Annotated in this window: 16 protein-coding genes and 1 pseudogene; 5 read left to right on the top strand and 12 right to left on the bottom strand. The window is 60.3% G+C overall.

Going from position 1 to position 17,703, the window contains the following annotated elements:
* Window positions 1–125 precede the first annotated feature (125 nt).
* The 5 genes and pseudogenes from tnpC to ACP2YO_RS05145 form a co-directional block, all read right to left on the bottom strand.
* A pseudogene (tnpC, locus tag ACP2YO_RS05165) lies at window positions 126–1,729 on the bottom strand (IS66 family transposase).
* A gap of 73 nt (window positions 1,730–1,802) precedes the next feature.
* Complete coding sequence (tnpB, locus tag ACP2YO_RS05160; protein ID WP_426433797.1) at window positions 1,803–2,147, bottom strand: IS66 family insertion sequence element accessory protein TnpB; 345 nt, start codon at window positions 2,145–2,147, stop codon at window positions 1,803–1,805.
* A complete protein-coding gene (locus ACP2YO_RS05155; protein WP_426435284.1) occupies window positions 2,144–2,530 on the bottom strand; it encodes a transposase in 387 nt (128 codons plus the stop codon). The genes tnpB and ACP2YO_RS05155 overlap by 4 nt, the downstream gene beginning before the upstream one ends.
* Before the next feature lie 171 nt (window positions 2,531–2,701).
* Complete coding sequence (locus tag ACP2YO_RS05150; protein WP_426439667.1) at window positions 2,702–3,574, bottom strand: dienelactone hydrolase family protein; 873 nt, start codon at window positions 3,572–3,574, stop codon at window positions 2,702–2,704.
* Between the two features lie 36 nt (window positions 3,575–3,610).
* Window positions 3,611–4,078 carry a lipocalin-like domain-containing protein gene (locus ACP2YO_RS05145; protein WP_426439665.1) on the bottom strand — a complete coding sequence of 156 codons (468 nt, stop codon included), beginning with the start codon at window positions 4,076–4,078 and terminating at the stop codon, window positions 3,611–3,613.
* 866 nt (window positions 4,079–4,944) lie between these two features.
* On the opposite strand from ACP2YO_RS05145, the gene ACP2YO_RS05140 reads away from it, so the two are divergent.
* A complete protein-coding gene (locus ACP2YO_RS05140) occupies window positions 4,945–5,145 on the top strand; it encodes a hypothetical protein (protein WP_426439663.1) in 201 nt (66 codons plus the stop codon).
* A 391-nt stretch (window positions 5,146–5,536) separates the two neighbouring features.
* On the opposite strand, the gene ltrA (ACP2YO_RS05135) is transcribed toward ACP2YO_RS05140, so the two are convergent.
* The 3 genes from ltrA (ACP2YO_RS05135) to ACP2YO_RS05125 all read right to left on the bottom strand — a co-directional run bounded on the left by ltrA (ACP2YO_RS05135) (window position 5,537) and on the right by ACP2YO_RS05125 (window position 7,892).
* Window positions 5,537–6,775 carry a group II intron reverse transcriptase/maturase gene (gene ltrA / locus ACP2YO_RS05135; RefSeq protein WP_426434049.1) on the bottom strand — a complete coding sequence of 413 codons (1,239 nt, stop codon included), beginning with the start codon at window positions 6,773–6,775 and terminating at the stop codon, window positions 5,537–5,539.
* A 599-nt stretch (window positions 6,776–7,374) separates the two neighbouring features.
* Window positions 7,375–7,539, bottom strand: a complete 165-nt coding sequence (locus ACP2YO_RS05130; protein WP_426439661.1) for a hypothetical protein — start codon at window positions 7,537–7,539, stop codon at window positions 7,375–7,377.
* Window positions 7,530–7,892 carry a hypothetical protein gene (locus tag ACP2YO_RS05125; protein ID WP_426439659.1) on the bottom strand — a complete coding sequence of 121 codons (363 nt, stop codon included), beginning with the start codon at window positions 7,890–7,892 and terminating at the stop codon, window positions 7,530–7,532. Before ACP2YO_RS05125 ends, ACP2YO_RS05130 begins: the two co-directional genes overlap by 10 nt.
* Before the next feature lie 363 nt (window positions 7,893–8,255).
* Here ACP2YO_RS05125 and ACP2YO_RS05120 point away from each other — a divergent pair, with 363 nt between their 5' ends.
* The 4 genes from ACP2YO_RS05120 (at window position 8,256) to ACP2YO_RS05105 (ending at window position 12,117) form a co-directional block, all read left to right on the top strand.
* Window positions 8,256–9,122, top strand: a complete 867-nt coding sequence (locus tag ACP2YO_RS05120) for an SDR family oxidoreductase (protein WP_426439657.1) — start codon at window positions 8,256–8,258, stop codon at window positions 9,120–9,122.
* Window positions 9,123–9,607: 485 nt separating this feature from the next.
* Entirely contained in the window at window positions 9,608–9,757 is a 150-nt protein-coding gene (locus tag ACP2YO_RS05115; RefSeq protein ID WP_426439655.1) for a hypothetical protein, read from the top strand.
* 207 nt (window positions 9,758–9,964) lie between these two features.
* Window positions 9,965–10,498 carry a hypothetical protein gene (locus tag ACP2YO_RS05110; protein ID WP_426439653.1) on the top strand — a complete coding sequence of 178 codons (534 nt, stop codon included), beginning with the start codon at window positions 9,965–9,967 and terminating at the stop codon, window positions 10,496–10,498.
* A gap of 227 nt (window positions 10,499–10,725) precedes the next feature.
* A complete protein-coding gene (locus ACP2YO_RS05105) occupies window positions 10,726–12,117 on the top strand; it encodes a serine hydrolase domain-containing protein (RefSeq protein ID WP_426439651.1) in 1,392 nt (463 codons plus the stop codon).
* A gap of 149 nt (window positions 12,118–12,266) precedes the next feature.
* Here ACP2YO_RS05105 and ltrA (ACP2YO_RS05100) read toward each other — a convergent pair whose 3' ends face one another.
* From ltrA (ACP2YO_RS05100) to ltrA (ACP2YO_RS05085), 4 genes are all read right to left on the bottom strand, one after another.
* A complete protein-coding gene (ltrA, locus tag ACP2YO_RS05100) occupies window positions 12,267–13,589 on the bottom strand; it encodes a group II intron reverse transcriptase/maturase (protein ID WP_426435889.1) in 1,323 nt (440 codons plus the stop codon).
* A 603-nt stretch (window positions 13,590–14,192) separates the two neighbouring features.
* A complete protein-coding gene (locus ACP2YO_RS05095; protein WP_426439649.1) occupies window positions 14,193–15,149 on the bottom strand; it encodes a reverse transcriptase domain-containing protein in 957 nt (318 codons plus the stop codon).
* A 15-nt stretch (window positions 15,150–15,164) separates the two neighbouring features.
* Entirely contained in the window at window positions 15,165–15,521 is a 357-nt protein-coding gene (locus ACP2YO_RS05090) for a hypothetical protein (RefSeq protein ID WP_426439647.1), read from the bottom strand.
* Between the two features lie 597 nt (window positions 15,522–16,118).
* Window positions 16,119–17,441: a group II intron reverse transcriptase/maturase gene (gene ltrA / locus ACP2YO_RS05085; protein ID WP_426435889.1), complete on the bottom strand. Its 1,323-nt coding sequence runs from the start codon at window positions 17,439–17,441 to the stop codon at window positions 16,119–16,121.
* Window positions 17,442–17,703: the final 262 nt, after the last annotated feature.

Raw genomic sequence — 17,703 nt, 5'->3', positions numbered from 1 at the left:
AGTCACTTCCGGTCTATCCCGATTAGCGGACAATTCCAGAGTCCGCCCGGACTTCGCATTCGGGCCACTTCCGGACTCATGCATTGCCGAAAGTGTCTCTATTGTAAGCGTGTAGCCGAAGCCGTTCAGGCTCTGAAGTTCCACGGCATGAGGGCATCGATCTGAGTGATCGGCCACCGGTTCGCGATGCGCTCGAGCGTTTGCGTGAGCCAGGCGAGTGGATCGACGTCGTCATTTTGGCGGTCTGCAGAAGCGTAGCGATGGTCGCCCAGGAGCGGCCGCCACCATGGCTACCCGCGAAGAGCGCATTTTTTCTTGTGATTGCCTGGGGTCTGATGGTCCGCTCGACGATATTGGAGTCGATCTCGATACGACCGTCGCTCAGAAAGCGCTCGAGTGCGGCGCGTCTGGATGTGGCATAGCGGATCGCCTCGGCGAGCTTGGATTTGCCGGACAGACGCGGCAGCTCCTTCTCCCACAGATCGAACAGCGCCGCAACGATGGGGGCGGACCTTTGCTGGCGCGCATTCAGCCGCGTCTCAGGATCCTGGCCGCGGATATCGGCCTCGATCTCCCACAGCTCGACCATGGTGGTGACGGTCTGTGTCGCCAGGCGCGAGCTCTCGTTGACGTGAAGCTCGTAGAACCGTCTCCTGACGTGGGCAAAGCACGCTGCAAGCCGCACTCCCTCGTTGGCGCCCGCCGACCTGGCGAGCCGATTATAGGCGGCATAGCCATCGACCTGGAGGATGCCAGCAAAGCCTGCCAGATGGCGCTCGACGCATTCGCCGCCACGGCTGTCCTCGAAGCGATAAGCGACCATCGGTGGACCGATGCCGCCAAACGGCCGGTCGTCACGGGCATAAGCCCACAGCCAGGCCTTTTGCGTCTTGCCGGATCCGGGAGCGAGCGTTGGCAGGGTCGTCTCATCGGCGAAGATCCGTTCGCCTTGCTTGACCTTTTCCAGCACATAGTCGGCCAGCGGCTGCAATTCGAAGCCGACCTTGCCCATCCACTGCGCCATCAACGAGCGGTCCAGCTCGACCCGATCGCGGGCGTAGATCGCTTCCTGCCGGTAAAGCGGCAGCCCGTCCGCATATTTGGAGACGGCAATCTGGGCCAGAAGCGCTTCAGTCGGAAGGCCGCTCTCGATCAAATGGGCAGGCGCTGGCGCCTGTACCACGCCGTCGCGGTTGCGATAGGCGTATTTCGGGCGGCGCGTGACGATCACGCGGAACTTCGCCGGCGTCACATCCAGCCGCTTCGACACGTCCTCGCCGATCAGCACCTTCTCCAGCCCCTCGCACCCGGCAGGAACCTCCGGCTCGATGACGATCTCCACCCGCTCCAGATGCGCCCCGAACTCCTTGCGCGGCCGCGGCACGCGTTTCGGCATGTCCTTGCCGCCAGCCTTGGCCAGTTCGGCTTCAACCGCCGACACGCCGGTCTCAATCTCCTCGAACACGAAGGCGATCTGCTCCGTGCTCAGCTTGTCGCTGCGCAAGCGTTCCGAGCGCGTGCCGTAAAGCGTGCGCTCCAGCATTTTGACGATCGCCGTCAGCTCCACGATCCGCGCATCGGCGGCCTTGTTGATCGCCGTAAGATCGGTGTTTGCAGCGGCAATGCGGCTGTTCTCGGCCTCGATCGCCGCCCGCTCTTCCGCCAAGGCGACGATCAGCGCGTGGGCTTCGGCAAGCGTCGTCGGGAGCTCTGTAACGGGCGTCGTCATCGTCGCCATCACAGCAGAGTCGCCGCCACTCTTCCAAACTTTTCAGCACCCTGATTCAATTCGCCGCAGCTTGTCAGCCTACCGTTTCTGGGCGCTTCACAACCACCGGACGCACCTTCGTCCAGTCCAGCCCGTCAATCAGCGCGAGCAACTGCGCATGGTTCAGCTGCACCCGGGTCGGCGCAATCCTCGGCCAGCAGAACTTTGACTCCTCGAGAGTCTTGGCAAACAGGCATACCCCGCTGCCGTCCCACCAAACCGCCTTGATCCGATCCGCCCTTTTCGAACGGAACACGTACAGTGCTCCGCTGAAGGGGTCGGCCCCACCATCTCGAACCAGCGCCATCAAACCCGTGGCTCCCTTGCGGAAGTCGACCGGCGTGCTGGCCACGTAAACCTGAACACCCGCCGGGATCATGCCTGCCGAACCGCCCGGATCACAGCAGCAAGCCGCCCCGCCTCCACATCTCCACCAACGCGCACCACGACATCGCCGATGACGATTTCCACCATCTCCCCCGCCATGGTCTCAAAGCGCGCGAACTTAACCGATCGGTCTCGCGCCCCAGAGAGCGGCGCCACCATTCCCGAGGCCAGCGCCTTGCGTCGCCACGCAAACAACTGCGATGGATCGATCCCATGACAGCGCGCTATCGCCGACACGTTCGCCCCCGGCGCAAACGTTTCCCCGACGATGCGATCCTTCTCCTCCCGCGACCAGGTGCGGTAGCTCCGCCCGGGACTCACCGAAAGCCGCTCGGCCGCCGCTGTGATAACTTCGAAATTCTTCGTATCAGACATATGTTCGCTCTCATGAACTCCTGGGACAAATCACCAGGAGATTCTCTGACAATCGAACATCATCCGCTACGTGGGATGACCTACACGCTTACTCTCTATTCGTCACGTCTTAGAAAGGACATGGCGGACGTCACCGTCCTTGTTCGATCACCGCCTTCGCGCTGCGAGGCTCTATTTAAATGAAGCGGTGAAGAACCAGACGAGATCATCACGCGCTTCCTGGCGGACCTCTGAATCGGGCCGGACATGGATGGTACCGCCCTGACGCCGATTGGCAGTCGGATCGTAGTATTCGAAGGAGCCTTCAAAGGCGTCGAAAATATGCGTGGCTCCCGGAAAAATCCGTAGCGATAAATGCGCTGCATCAGCTGGCGCGAGATCGTGCAGAAGTGTTTCGCACGCTGGCTGCCCGCCATCGTAGTCGTCTGCGCTGCCGACGAGTATTCGGACAGGCGCGTCCACAAGATCGGCGAAGCCGCCGCCGGGCACGTGATTGTAAAGCCAGCATATGGGGTAGAGCGCCGCCGCCGCCTTGAGGTGAACGCCCGGGCCGAGGATTGCATCGCTATAGTGGCGGGTCATCATCAGCATCGTCTCGATGCCGCCCATCGAACTCCCGATCAGCGCGATGCGCGCTGCGTCGATTTCGGAGCGTTCGGAGAGCAGACGATAAGCGCCTTTCACGTCCGTCAGCATATCCCCCAGTCCTTTCGGGCGGCTTGATGCCCCGCCGGGAAGACCGCGTCCGCCCCACTGGTCTACTTCGAGCGTAGCGATGCCGGCCCGATTGAGCGCGGTCGCGTAATACACACCGCTGTATCGGACCCCCACTGTACCATGCAGAAGGATGACGGCAGGAATTCTTCCAGTCGAATTGGCGGGCTCCTGAAGCCGTGCTCCGATCATGACGGACTTTCCATTCCACTCGACCGGGAATGCGAGATAGTTGATTCGAAGTGGGGGCACCTCGTCTGACGCAGATGTCGGCGGCATCGCCGCAAGCAAAAGCACCGCAGCGACCGCTGGCCTCAACTCGCGTTGCATGCTGTTCTCCCTGTTAAGTCGAAACGCGCGGAGTGTTTATTTCTCTCGTTCCCAAACAATCCTACGAAAATCAATTTTGCCCGGAAATACTATGCTTGGTCCCGGTGCTGACTCGATGAAGAGCTTGTCGCCTTCAATCCTGAAGTGACGTCTCTGCTCAGTTCCGTTCCATGCCTCATTCCACGAGAGATCAACTACCGTAATGAAGTCATCTCCTTCGACCCGGTATTTGCCGGTGTATGCAAGCATCGACTTGTGCAGAGCAGCCCGCTCAGCATCGCCCATTCCGGCTTTACGCCCGTCCGCGGTAGTCAACACTATGCTGCGACCATCCGGCGTCAAAACGAGGTAGCCCCTTGGGTTTGATCCAAAGAGATCCTGCGGTGGCTGCCCTTCGACGACCACCTGCGATGACACGAGTTTCCAATTGCCGATAAGGCTGTCGGGACCCGCGGCGAATGCAGGACTTGAAATTGCGAGAAGGATTGCGGATATCGCACGCATGACACTCCTCCGATGAATGAGTGAATGTATGGGCATCTAACGTAGCATACCGTGTTTGGCCGCGCAGTTTCGCTTTGGGTCAAAAGCGCTGTCCGAAGGTCAGCCAAACTTGTCTCCACTCTCGCCGATATTGATTACAACGAAAGTACGAACAAGATACTATGTGAAGTCTTAGATCGTGCAACCGAAAGGCTTCAACAAACATTCATCGAGCCGCCGTCGCGAAGCTCCGAAAGTAACAAGTAGGCGGCAGGCACACTAACGTGAGTCCGTTCCCGACCGGACCCAAAGCGGACCTATCGGCCCGGGCACGATTGCGTGCGGGCATGGCGGCCGAGAACTGTTGGGCCGCGCACCTTGCGCGCACCAACAGTAGAATGGGGGCAGCGCGGCTCTGGGCGCATCTGCTTAGCGTTGGAATTATGCTAACTTTCACAGACGCCTTAACCGGTCAGCGAGGAGGAGGAGATAGGAATGTTGGACCTTCTCCCGGCGGAGCATCGGCACTATAAAACGGTTCTTGCGTCGTCTCCTCATTGCGCTCGCGCGGGATGATTTATTCGTGCGAGTTGCTTGCTTCTTGGCTGGTCTCCTTTTCGGTGGACTTGGTGTTGCCATGGCAGCTTGGTTAGCAACGCACCATTCGAGTCCAAACGTTCAAGTTCTAGGTTTTATAATCGCGATCCCTTTCACCGGGTGGGGGGTACTTCTGGTCTCACGGTGCGCGCTGTCTGCACAATCGCGCTTGGCCCGTTTCGTAGAATGGATATGATCCACGAATACACGCGCTCTACTTTTGTCCGCAGCTTTACAAGAACGAGGACGGCAGCCTTGTGCCGCTGACTGGGACAGAAATTGGAAAGTTGATGGCTCAAGCCCTTGAGGGCGGAACGATTGAGAAAGCCCCGTGGTACGAGCCTGCCGACAGCTTACCGAAGGAGCCTGTGATCAAATCTCCTCCCGGAATGGAGTCTGACAGTTTGGTTGTCGATGCACCGAGCCCGAAAGCGAATAAGCCAGCGGCGCTCCGCGCGGTGAGCACTGACAAGGACAAGGCAAAGACCTGATCGCCCAGCATTGCGCGGCACACCCTTTTCGGGCTCTGAATTCCCAAGTTTTCCTATTGGCGACTTTGGAGCTTCATCGGAGCCGCTGGTGAACTCTTCGCCACCTCAAGGCGTTAGGTACCGCCGTGGCTCACGGGAACGCCGCAGACTGCGAACCGCTGCGGGCCTCTCCATGTCCGTTGTTCGGGGTACAGCCGACGTCACAGTGACCGAACGCGACTTCCGAGTTTTGGTAGAGTCGAGATGTGGCGCGGTGGCTTTAGGCTGAACATATCTGTTGCCGCCTCTTTCGTCTGGCGGTGCCTTAGTGGTTCAACCATGACTCCGTTTCCACATCCCGCTCATCGAACCAGACGGGCGAATCTCTCGCATCCGGCTCTCGGACAAGACTTCACGCCTTCACCCACGGCACGTCGCGCCCACGCGCAGTTAAGCGTACGAGCCCGAAGTGCCCGTAGAGGTGCGAGAGTGGATAAGTCCCGCCCTTGCGTCGCCTAACTTTGTGCTTGATGCGCAACCACCGGCGCAACCGCACAGCTGTGTAGTTGTCGATCGCTCGATACGCCTTGTTGACGGTGCCTACGTTGAAGTAGTTGGCCCATCCGCGTAGCGTGCGGTTCAACTTGCCCACTAGCTCTGTGGTTTCTTGCCATGTCCCCGATCGGTCGGTCAGCGCGTGGACGTTCTCGACCATGCGCTTAATGCTCTTCTTTGATGGCCGGTAACCCAGGCGTGCCTGGCCGGTCCTCGCTGAGTACATCCGCCCGAACGAGTAACCCAAGAAGTCGAACTCCCCTTCCGGGACCTTGCAGATTCGTGTCTTCTCCTCGTTGACCGTGAGCTTCAGCTTTCTCATAATCTCGCGCAGTCGCTGCAAGGCTTCTTCGGCTTTGCCTCTCCGGCACAGGATCACAAGGTCGTCGGCGTAGGTCACGATGCGAGAGCCGAGGCTTTGTTCCAGCCCGAGCATCTTCCATCCCAGCACGAACCGGCGCATGTAGAGATTTGCCAGCAATGGTGAGATCGGTGAACCTTGCGGGATGCCGCGCCGGTTGTCCCGGGCTTCGGTCGTACGTGTCTTCCTTCCTCGATCGTCGGTTTCTTCCACGGGGCATTCCAACCACATCTTGATCAGATGCAGCACGCGCCGATCAACAATCCGGCGCGCTACCGACTTTAGAAGTTCGGTATGCGGAATGCTCCCGAAGTAGTCCGCGAGGTCGGCGTCAACGACTTCCGGGTGGCTTCGGAACAGCCGCGCTTCCACTTCGACCACCGCCTGTTGGGCATTGCGCCCGGGACGGTAAGCGTACTGCTCTGGTGGAAGGTCGGCTTCAAAGATCGGTTCCAGCACCAGCATCACTGCTGTCATGCAGACCCGATCCCGCAGGGTTGAGATGCCCAGCGGCCTGAGTTTGCCGTTGGCCTTCGGGATGAACACTCTTCTGATGGGGTCCGGTCGGTAAGTCTCCTGCCTGAGCGCAAGCGCCAGTTCGCCAAGCCACCGCTGCACCCCATACGCGTCGATGCCCGCAAAATCTTGCCCATCCACGCCCGGTGCGCCCTTGTTGGAGCGGCACTGGGCATAGGCATGGGCCAGGATGTCCTCGCGGCTGATCTTGTCGTACAAGGCATAGAAGCGATAGCCGGCTTCTGCCTTCGCTTTCGCGTGCAACGCCGTCTGCAGCTTCTGAACACTTTTCGGAGTTGATAGGTTGCCCAATCTCCAGGTCCCTCACTACGTCTTGCGTTCGTCTTGAACTGAGGTCCCTTCCCTCCCCCGGCATTACCCGGCTTCAGCGGTACTGCGAACCTCTCCGTCTCCCCAGGGCGCCCGGCCTGTCCCTCACGGGCATCCGGTTGATCATCCCTGACCACGTCCTGGGGTCTCCCGTGTTGCGTACGCTTTCCTTGTGTACATGCTGTCGCCACTACCCCGGCGCAGCGGCTGGGCGTACTGCTTCGCTCATTCACCCAGCCGTATCAGCCTTCCCCGAAAGGGTTGTCGGGTCGGCCTGCGCATCGTCCTTTTCGAGGCTTGCTCGGCGTTTACTCGCGTTACGGCCTGCACACTCGCGCTGTCACCGTATATCGTGACACGCTAACCAGAGGCTTCAGCCATTTCGTTACCTCCATGACTGCTCCGGTTGCTTCCGGCTGGAGCGGTTGCCGGGTGGGACTTGCACCCACTGGAAAGCGCCGCCTTTTCACGGCGCACACCCGAAGCGGTCATTTTCGATCGAGGCTTGACGCCATGAACTTCCGCCATAGTGACCGCACGTCATCGTGGTAACCGACGGTTATCGCTTCGTCGAAGGCGTTGCCGTCCAAAATCGCGTTCATCATCCGGTCAAAGGCCGGCCCATCCGACTCTCGAAGGTACGTCACAAACATTCCGGCTTCCCGGTAAGCCAGCACGACCAGATACCCAGGCCGTTTGCAGCCGCATATGCTTCCATGGTCGCATATACGCCCACGGTTACAGGACGCGCGAAGGGTCGACCGTGCGCGGCTTCAATCCGCGTGATGGCGTCTGGGAGCAGCGCCGCCACGTCACGAGCATAATCTTCGGCACCTGGCTGATAGTGTACTTGGCTGTTGCCAGCGAGAGCAGGCAATCGATCGGGCAAATTCCACAAGCCCGGGATAAGATGGCGTACCGCAGGCATCGAGAGTGCCGCCCCTCCACCGATGACGATCAACGTCAGCGGTACTCCGATGACCACCCAGAAGATGCGGCGGCGCATGCCCCGAGATCATCCCAGTCGCTTTCGAGCTCCGCAGACTAGCAGCTCTCCTCCGCGGGAGCCACTTCTGCTCCTGGCCCAATTCCGGACTCATGCACTGCAACAAACACCGCTATTCGATCACAGCGTCCGCAGCGCGATCACCTAGAGGTATTCCACGGCCAAGCGCCTTCGTGGTCTTGAAGCCAACACGCCAGCCGATTGTCCACGATCCGAGCAGGCACGATAATCGTACCGAACATGGAGGTTTGAAACTTTCATCTTTGTGACAAAGAATTTCTTGAACACCGACGAATTTCTCGCGATGATTACCACACGCAGCTTTTGGACCACCGGACATATTGGGGTAACGGAGCTTTTGAAATGGGCGTTATTGTCGTTACTGGCACCAGCACTGGCATTGGTCAGGCAACTGCAATTACCCTGGCGAGAGCTGGACACACTGTATTCGCGGGCATGCGAAACCTAGATCGCGACGGCGAGCTTCGAGAGATTGCGTCGAGAGAGAACCTTGCCGTCACCATCGTACGGCTTGACGTCGATAGTGACAGCTCGGTTGACGATGCCTTCAACCATGTCTTGCGCGAAAAGGGCCAAATCGACGTCCTGGTCAACAATGCGGGAATAGGAGCTCGCGGCCCAATCGAGTTGATGCCTGTTAGCGTGTTCCGACAGGTAATGGAAACGAACTTCTTTGGCGGCCTCCGATGCATCAAAGCGGTAATGCCGTCCATGAGGGAAAGGCGGAGAGGCTGCATCATCAATATCACCTCGGTTGCCGGCCAGTTTGGATTGTCGCCGCAAGGGGCGTATGCGGCTTCGAAATGGGCATTTGAAGGGCTGAGCGAATGCCTCGCGCAAGAGTTGAGCCCGTTCAACGTCCGGGTAGCCATCGTAGAGCCGGGTGTGATTGCGACACCGCTGACAACCACACCTAGACCGGTAGCGCCACCCAACCCATACTCCACGCACGGGCGACGCCTGGGCGCGTATTTCGCGGCGTCGCTGAGCAACCCCACGTCCCCGTTCGAAGTTGCCAAAACCATTCAAGACATCGTCGATGGCAAGAGCGTGAAGCTCCGGAACCCGACGGGCGCGGATGGAGCTAGCTTTATTAATTGGCGCAAGAACAAGACGGATGAAGAATGGGTGGCGTTGGGTGCCGCGAGCGATGATGAATGGGTCGCTGACGTGAAGAAGAATATGGGCATGGACGTGAAACTGCCATAGGCGAAGCAGCAGACGCCGCGGCGAGCCCGAACATTCGAAGCTGAGGGCAATTTCAGCGGGAGGCCACCCAAGGTGCCAATCGCTGCGCGGGTGCTGAAAGCGGCCGCATGGAAACACGACGGAAGAGGCGCGAGAGCGCACGGAATACACTTGCCCGTGATCCGTCGTGGCGGGGAGCTTCACACATGCTTACCGGAGGGCATGCGGCTGGAAGACCTTAGCCTAGACGCTCGGTCACCGGCAAGATGTGCCGGACAGTTGAGGGTCACGAACGGTCCTGGCGCCGGAGCAATCCGACTTCCGCAATGCCTTCGGAAGCAGACGCGCCCAGGGTCTGCCAGCAGGTCGCAAAGGGCCAAAAGCGGATATCGCGGTGATCGGTACGCAGGTCCGCCAAGACAAAGCCAGCTATTTCTTCCCGGATTTAGCGGAATATCAAGGGCCGCCGTCAGATGGGGGACCACGGGACAACGATGGCGAATCGATTGGTGACCGTCGCCTTGGCCAACCTGCCGGCACCAGCTATTTTCCTGGGCGCCTCTGAGCGGACATTCGGGTCCCTGCTGCTCGCGGGATTCTGGGACAATCGGCTCGGCGCTTTCCCGCTCGATCGGCACCTTCATCGCGACGCGTGACCATCATTCCGTTCATGCCGGATGGCTGGGACGCCGCTGCGGGAGGCTTCTCGCGATGACGGGCAAGCCGGCATGCAGCCGTTGGGCGAAGCCCGGCACCGAGGCGCGATGCCAGGGAACCCCTCTGCGTCGGAGGCGTTTGGAGCAACGGGCGGGCGGAAGCCGTATCACGACCTCATCGTCGCTTCGGCAAGACAGGAGAGCGCGATGAAACGAATACTCATTCTTGCGGTCACCCTTTGGCTTGGCGTGTATGCCACCGCTCATGCGCAGGTGAGTTCGTCGGTAGGCACGCAGCCGAACCCTCAGGTCAGTGCTCAAACCGGCGCGCAGGTCAATCCCCCGACCAACGCGATGAGCACGGTGACCGGCGCGATCGTGCCGTCAGGCCAGGGAGTGACCGGCGCAACGGGAGGAAGCTTCAGTACCGTTGCGCCCGTGGCGGTGCCCTGTCCGTTCGGCGTATCGCTGAGCGCCAATCTGACGGCATTCGGCTGCGCGTCCGATCCGCTCGGCGCCCCCACCTATCAGATTCCGACGGAGGCAGGGGCTACCCCGGTGACAACGGGACCAGTGGGCGGCATCGGCGCCAACGGGCAAACCGTCACGCCCAACGCCACGTCGGGCGCTGGTGGCGCTGGCGGCGGTGTCTCATCGACCGCGCGCTGCCTGGGCGCGATACCGTCAACGGCCGGCAACGCCGGCGCAGGCGATCTCTTCGGCGGCATCGGCGCCTGCTAGGCGCGTTCTCATAAACCGGTTCTGTAAGCAGCTCGACTGACGTCAGCTTTTGCTCCGAAAGCGGCGAATTGCCGAGGAGCTCAAATCACGCGATGGGCCAACAAGAGACGTCGCTATGAGAACGCGTTGGCGGGAATCCAAAGAAAATACTTCAATAGGCGTTCTGCCTAGCTCCGTTAATGAGTATTATGCTGCGATCAGGTCAAGCTCGCAGCGCGTGGGATCCAATGTTTATTCGCCAGATTGTTTTCGCCGTCGTGCTGCTCGGCGCTTTGGTTCGGTTCGGGCCTGCCACAGCTGGAGATGGCTTCCCAGCAGCGGAGTGGGAGCGCGTCACCCCTGCAGAATTGGGCTGGTCAGAGACCGAATTAGCCCAAGCGCGATCCTTTTCGGATCAGATTCGCTCGAGCGCGGTTGTGATCGTTCAGCACGGAAGGGTGGTGGCCGAGTGGGGCAATACGACGAAGCCAATGGAACTCGCTTCAATCCGCAAGAGCCTACTCAGCGCCCTGATCGGCGTCGCAGTGTCGGATCACCTGATCAACCTCGACAGCACGCTTGGCGAACTCGGCATCGACGATAATCCGCCTGGCTTGACCGGGATCGAGAAGGGCGCGACGGTGCGCGAACTCCTCGAAGCGCGTTCCGGGGTCTACCACGCGGCGCTCTATGAGACGCCGGACATGGCCAAGATGAGACCGCCGCGCGGCAGCCACCCGCCCGGCACCTTCTGGTATTACAACAATTGGGACTTCAACGCGCTGGGCACGATCTACGAGCGCGCAACTGGCACCGGCATCTTCGAGGCGCTCGACCAAAAGATCGCAAAGCCAATCGGCATGCAGGACTACCGGCAACAAGATGGCAGCTACGTCCGCGGCGAAGAGTCTATCCACCCCGCCTATGCGATCCGCATGAGCGCACGGGACTTGGCGCGTTTTGCACTTCTCTATCTGCACAACGGCAGTTGGGCCGGACACCAGATCGCGCCGCGGGAGTGGGTGGAAGAGAGTACGCGTAGCCATTCGAGAGCGGCGTTCGGGTTCGGCTATGGCTATCTCTGGTGGACCGGTTTTATGGGCGGCGACGTTGCGCCTACGGTAACTTTGCCGGAGGGCAGTTTTTTGGCCCAAGGTGCTGGCGGCCAATACGCCTTAGTCGTGCCCGCACTCGACCTCGTCGTGGTGCACCGTGTCGACCGCGACACGCCCTTCACCGAACCTTCTATGCGTAGTATTGGCAGGCTCTTCTGGCTGATCCTGAAGGCCGAGGGCTATCATCCGGGGCCCGATGCCTCGCTGACCGCAGCGACCGGCGAACGACCGACAGGTGAGACCCTGGCCGCAAAATTCCAGGGCAAGACGATCAGCTTCGGTACCAAGCTCAGGGATGGTCCGTTCACAATGCGATTCGAGCCCGACGGCCGGATGACCTATCCGCACTGGGACGAGGCCCTTGGACCTGCAGCCGGGACATGGACGGTCGCGGAGGATAAGCTCTGTATCTTGATCTTGGGTGCCAGACGTCGCTGCTACATTCCAGTGCTGAACGGTGAACAGATTGAGTTGTTCGACCAGCTTGGCGTCATGCAAATCGCCGGGGTGGCGCTGCCTCAGTGATCTGCATGCAGCAATCGGCTCGCGACGTCCGTTCAGGTAGAGTCGAGGATGGGCGCGGTAGCTTGGGGCCTATGGCCAACGCCCCGTTTCCCATCCCCGCTCATCAAACCGGACGGGCCGATTTCCGGCATCCGGCTTTCCGACCAGCTTCACCGCAAGGCACGCGACGGGACCGCTCGGGGCAGGCGTTGGAGGCACAGAACGCCGAGTTCTCGATGAATAACATCGAATGTGAATCGGCGATTGCCGCGCCCTTGCACCTTGTGCCTTCGCGCGAGGAACCTGCGCAATCGTTCAAAGACGTATTGGTCGACGCTGCGGTATGCCTTGCTCAGCGAGCCGTAGCCAAAGTAGTTGGACCAGCCTCGCAGAGACCTGTTCAGCTTGTCACATACTTCCGGCCATGGATCGATATTGCTCGGCACCAGAAGGTCGCCGATTCTTGTCTTGAGCCGTTGCACACTCTTCTTGGACGGGCTTGCACCCAGATACCAATTCCCGTTCGCCTCAAACCGATGCGCGCCGAACGAGTAGCCGAGGAAGTCGAAGCGTTCCTGTCGGGCGTTTCTCAACGAAGTTTTCGCCTCGTTGATCGTCAACCCGAGCTTGGTCATCACCACCTTCGTCCACGCTAGTGCCTCCGCCGCACGACCGCGGCTGAGGATAACGAAGTCGTCGGCATAGGAGACGACGTGAGCCTGGAAGCTCTCGCCGCAGCCAGTCAAACGCCAATGCTTCAGGAACCGGTTCATGTAGATGTTGGCCAGCAGTGGACTTGCGACACCGCCTTGCGGCGTGCCACGCGTGTTTCGCTTGCCGCCACTCATACTCCGGGCTCCGTCCGCGTCCCGTTCCTCGATCGGCGCCCTCAGCCACATCTTGATGAGGCACAGGACGTTTCGATCCACCACACGCCGGGCTACTGACTTCATCAGCTCGGAATGCGGTATCGTATCGAAGTACTTGGACAAATCAGCATCAACTACGTCGGCATAGCCCCGGCATAAATGCCGGTGCACTTCCTTGACCGCGTCCACCGCCCCGCGAGCGGGCCGGTAGCCGTAGGCATTGTCCTCGAAGTCAGCCTCGAAGATCGGTTCGATCACGATCTTGGCGGCAGTCTGAATCACACGATCACGAATGGTCGGAATGCCGAGCGGACGCTCGCCACCATTCGCTTTCGGGATCATCACCCGCCGCACCGGATCAGGTCGGTACGTCTTCGAGACCAGTTCCGCGCGCAAGCCCGCCAACCATGCTTCCAGGCCCTGCTTCTCGATCTGAGCAAACGTCATCCCGTCCACACCTGGTGCACCCGCATTAACGCGGGCAAGCCGATAGGCGTGGTCTAGGATGTCCTCGCGACAGATCTTGTCGTAGAGCAGATAGAAGCGGAAGGTGGGCTCCGCCTTCGCTTTGCAGTAGAGCTTTCTCTGAAGGCTCCGGATCTTATCAGGCGTTGTCAGGCTCATCACCAATCACCTTCACCTCACCATCTTCAAAAGCGCACCAGAAGTCGGGGCCCTTTGCTCCACCGGCATTACCCGGCATCAACGCTCCTATGGCCCCGTCCAACTCCCGCCGTGACCACCGCCTGATGCGATGCTGAGGCCGCTACCCTCGTCCGCGACGGGTCTCCCCCTGTAACTGCGAACTACCCTTCCGACGTGCCGTGCCCACTACCCCGGCGGATCGCGTGGGTGCGCGTGTCGATTGCTTCCCCACACGTGCGGCCTTCCCCAAATGACCGGAGGGTCGGCATCCGCATTAGAACTTTCGAGGCCTGCTCGGGCTTCACTTTTGTTACGGCCCATCAGATCGCTCAGCAGCCCACGGCTGCCTTCGTCGCAGGGCTCCGACCCAGCCAGTTACCCGGCCGAGCCGCCTGCCAGCTTCCGGACCAATCGACAATTATCCGGGTGAGTTCCTCCCTCACTGGTAGTTCGCGCCCTCGGGGCGCACGTAGAGTCGAGGATGGGCGCGGTAGCTTGGGGCCTATGGCCAACGCCCCGTTTCCCATCCCCGCTCATCAAACCGGACGGGCCGATTTCCGGCATCCGGCTTTCCGACCAGCTTCACCGCAAGGCACGCGACGGGACCGCTCGGGGCAGGCGTTGGAGGCACAGAACGCCGAGTTCTCGATGAATAACATCGAATGTAAATCGGCGATTGCCGCGCCCTTGCACCTTGTGCCTTCGCGCGAGGAACCTGCGCAATCGTTCAAAGACGTATTGGTCGACGCTGCGGTATGCCTTGCTCAGCGAGCCGTAGCCAAAGTAGTTGGACCAGCCTCGCAGAGACCTGTTCAGCTTGTCACATACTTCCGGCCATGGATCGATATTGCTCGGCACCAGAAGGTCGCCAATTCTTGTCTTGAGCCGTTGCACACTCTTCTTGGACGGGCTTGCACCCAGATACCAATTCCCGTTCGCCTCAAACCGATGCGCGCCGAACGAGTAGCCGAGGAAGTCGAAGCGTTCCTGTCGGGCGTTTCTCAACGAAGTTTTCGCCTCGTTGATCGTCAACCCGAGCTTGGTCATCACCACCTTCGTCCACGCTAGTGCCTCCGCCGCACGACCGCGGCTGAGGATAACGAAGTCGTCGGCATAGGAGACGACGTGAGCCTGGAAGCTCTCGCCGCAGCCAGTCAAACGCCAATGCTTCAGGAACCGGTTCATGTAGATGTTGGCCAGCAGTGGACTTGCGACACCGCCTTGCGGCGTGCCACGCGTGTTTCGCTTGCCGCCACTCATACTCCGGGCTCCGTCCGCGTCCCGTTCCTCGATCGGCGCCCTCAGCCACATCTTGATGAGGCACAGGACGTTTCGATCCACCACACGCCGGGCTACTGACTTCATCAGCTCGGAATGCGGTATCGTATCGAAGTACTTGGACAAATCAGCATCAACTACGTCGGCATAGCCCCGGCATAAATGCCGGTGCACTTCCTTGACCGCGTCCACCGCCCCGCGAGCGGGCCGGTAGCCGTAGGCATTGTCCTCGAAGTCAGCCTCGAAGATCGGTTCGATCACGATCTTGGCGGCAGTCTAAATCACACGATCACGAATGGTCGGAATGCCGAGCGGACGCTCGCCACCATTCGCTTTCGGGATCATCACCCGCCGCACCGGATCAGGTCGGTACGTCTTCGAGACCAGTTCCGCGCGCAAGCCCGCCAACCATGCTTCCAGGCCCTGCTTCTCGATCTGAGCAAACGTCATCCCGTCCACACCTGGTGCACCCGCATTAACGCGGGCAAGCCGATAGGCGTGGTCTAGGATGTCCTCGCGACAGATCTTGTCGTAGAGCAGATAGAAGCGGAAGGTGGGCTCCGCCTTCGCTTTGCAGTAGAGCTTTCTCTGAAGGCTCCGGATCTTATCAGGCGTTGTCAGGCTCATCACCAATCACCTTCACCTCACCATCTTCAAAAGCGCACCAGAAGTCGGGGCCCTTTGCTCCACCGGCATTACCCGGCATCAACGCTCCTATGGCCCCGTCCGACTCCCGCCGTGACCACCGCCTGATGCGATGCTGAGGCCGCTACCCTCGTCCGCGACGGGTCTCCCCCTGTAACTGCGAACTACCCTTCCGACGTGCCGTGCCCACTACCCCGGCGGATCGCGTGGGTGCGCGTGTCGATTGCTTCCCCACACGTGCGGCCTTCCCCAAATGACCGGAGGGTCGGCATCCGCATTAGAACTTTCGAGGCCTGCTCGGGCTTCACTTTTGTTACGGCCCATCAGATCGCTCAGCAGCCCACGGCTGCCTTCGTCGCAGGGCTCCGACCCAGCCAGTTACCCGGCCGAGCCGCCTGCCAGCTTCCGGACCAATCGACAATTATCCGGGTGAGTTCCTCCCTCACTGGTAGTTCGCGCCCTCGGGGCGCACGTAGAGTCGAGGATGGGCGCGGTAGCTTGGGGCCTATGGCCAACGCCCCGTTTCCCATCCCCGCTCATCAAACCGGACGGGCCGATTTCCGGCATCCGGCTTTCCGACCAGCTTCACCGCAAGGCACGCGACGGGACCGCTCGGGGCAGGCGTTGGAGGCACAGAACGCCGAGTTCTCGATGAATAACATCGAATGTGAATCGGCGATTGCCGCGCCCTTGCACCTTGTGCCTTCGCGCGAGGAACCTGCGCAATCGTTCAAAGACGTATTGGTCGACGCTGCGGTATGCCTTGCTCAGCGAGCCGTAGCCAAAGTAGTTGGACCAGCCTCGCAGAGACCTGTTCAGCTTGTCACATACTTCCGGCCATGGATCGATATTGCTCGGCACCAGAAGGTCGCCGATTCTTGTCTTGAGCCGTTGCACACTCTTCTTGGACGGGCTTGCACCCAGATACCAATTCCCGTTCGCCTCAAACCGATGCGCGCCGAACGAGTAGCCGAGGAAGTCGAAGCGTTCCTGTCGGGCGTTTCTCAACGAAGTTTTCGCCTCGTTGATCGTCAACCCGAGCTTGGTCATCACCACCTTCGTCCACGCTAGTGCCTCCGCCGCACGACCGCGGCTGAGGATAACGAAGTCGTCGGCATAGGAGACGACGTGAGCCTGGAAGCTCTCGCCGCAGCCAGTCAAACGCCAATGCTTCAGGAACCGGTTCATGTAGATGTTGGCCAGCAGTGGACTTGCGACACCGCCTTGCGGCGTGCCACGCGTGTTTCGCTTGCCGCCACTCATACTCCGGGCTCCGTCCGCGTCCCGTTCCTCGATCGGCGCCCTCAGCCACATCTTGATGAGGCACAGGACGTTTCGATCCACCACACGCCGGGCTACTGACTTCATCAGCTCGGAATGCGGTATCGTATCGAAGTACTTGGACAAATCAGCATCAACTACGTCGGCATAGCCCCGGCATAAATGCCGGTGCACTTCCTTGACCGCGTCCACCGCCCCGCGAGCGGGCCGGTAGCCGTAGGCATTGTCCTCGAAGTCAGCCTCGAAGATCGGTTCGATCACGATCTTGGCGGCAGTCTGAATCACACGATCACGAATGGTCGGAATGCCGAGCGGACGCTCGCCACCATTCGCTTTCGGGATCATCACCCGCCGCACCGGATCAGGTCGGTACGTCTTCGAGACCAGTTCCGCGCGCAAGCCCGCCAACCATGCTTCCAGGCCCTGCTTCTCGATCTGAGCAAACGTCATCCCGTCCACACCTGGTGCACCCGCATTAACGCGGGCAAGCCGATAGGCGTGGTCTAGGATGTCCTCGCGACAGATCTTGTCGTAGAGCAGATAGAAGCGGAAGGTGGGCTCCGCCTTCGCTTTGCAGTAGAGCTTTCTCTGAAGGCTCCGGATCTTATCAGGCGTTGTCAGGCTCATCACCAATCACCTTCACCTCACCATCTTCAAAAGCGCACCAGAAGTCGGGGCCCTTTGCTCCACCGGCATTACCCGGCATCAACGCTCCTATGGCCCCGTCCGACTCCCGCCGTGACCACCGCCTGATGCGATGCTGAGGCCGCTACCCTCGTCCGCGACGGGTCTCCCCCTGTAACTGCGAACTACCCTTCCGACGTGCCGTGCCCACTACCCCGGCGGATCGCGTGGGTGCGCGTGTCGATTGCTTCCCCACACGTGCGGC

The organism is Bradyrhizobium genosp. P (assembly GCF_049949265.1).
Taxonomy (GTDB): Bacteria; Pseudomonadota; Alphaproteobacteria; order Rhizobiales; family Xanthobacteraceae; genus Bradyrhizobium.
Note: the sequence above shows the minus strand (reverse complement) of the source record. Positions and strands in the feature narration are given on the sequence as shown.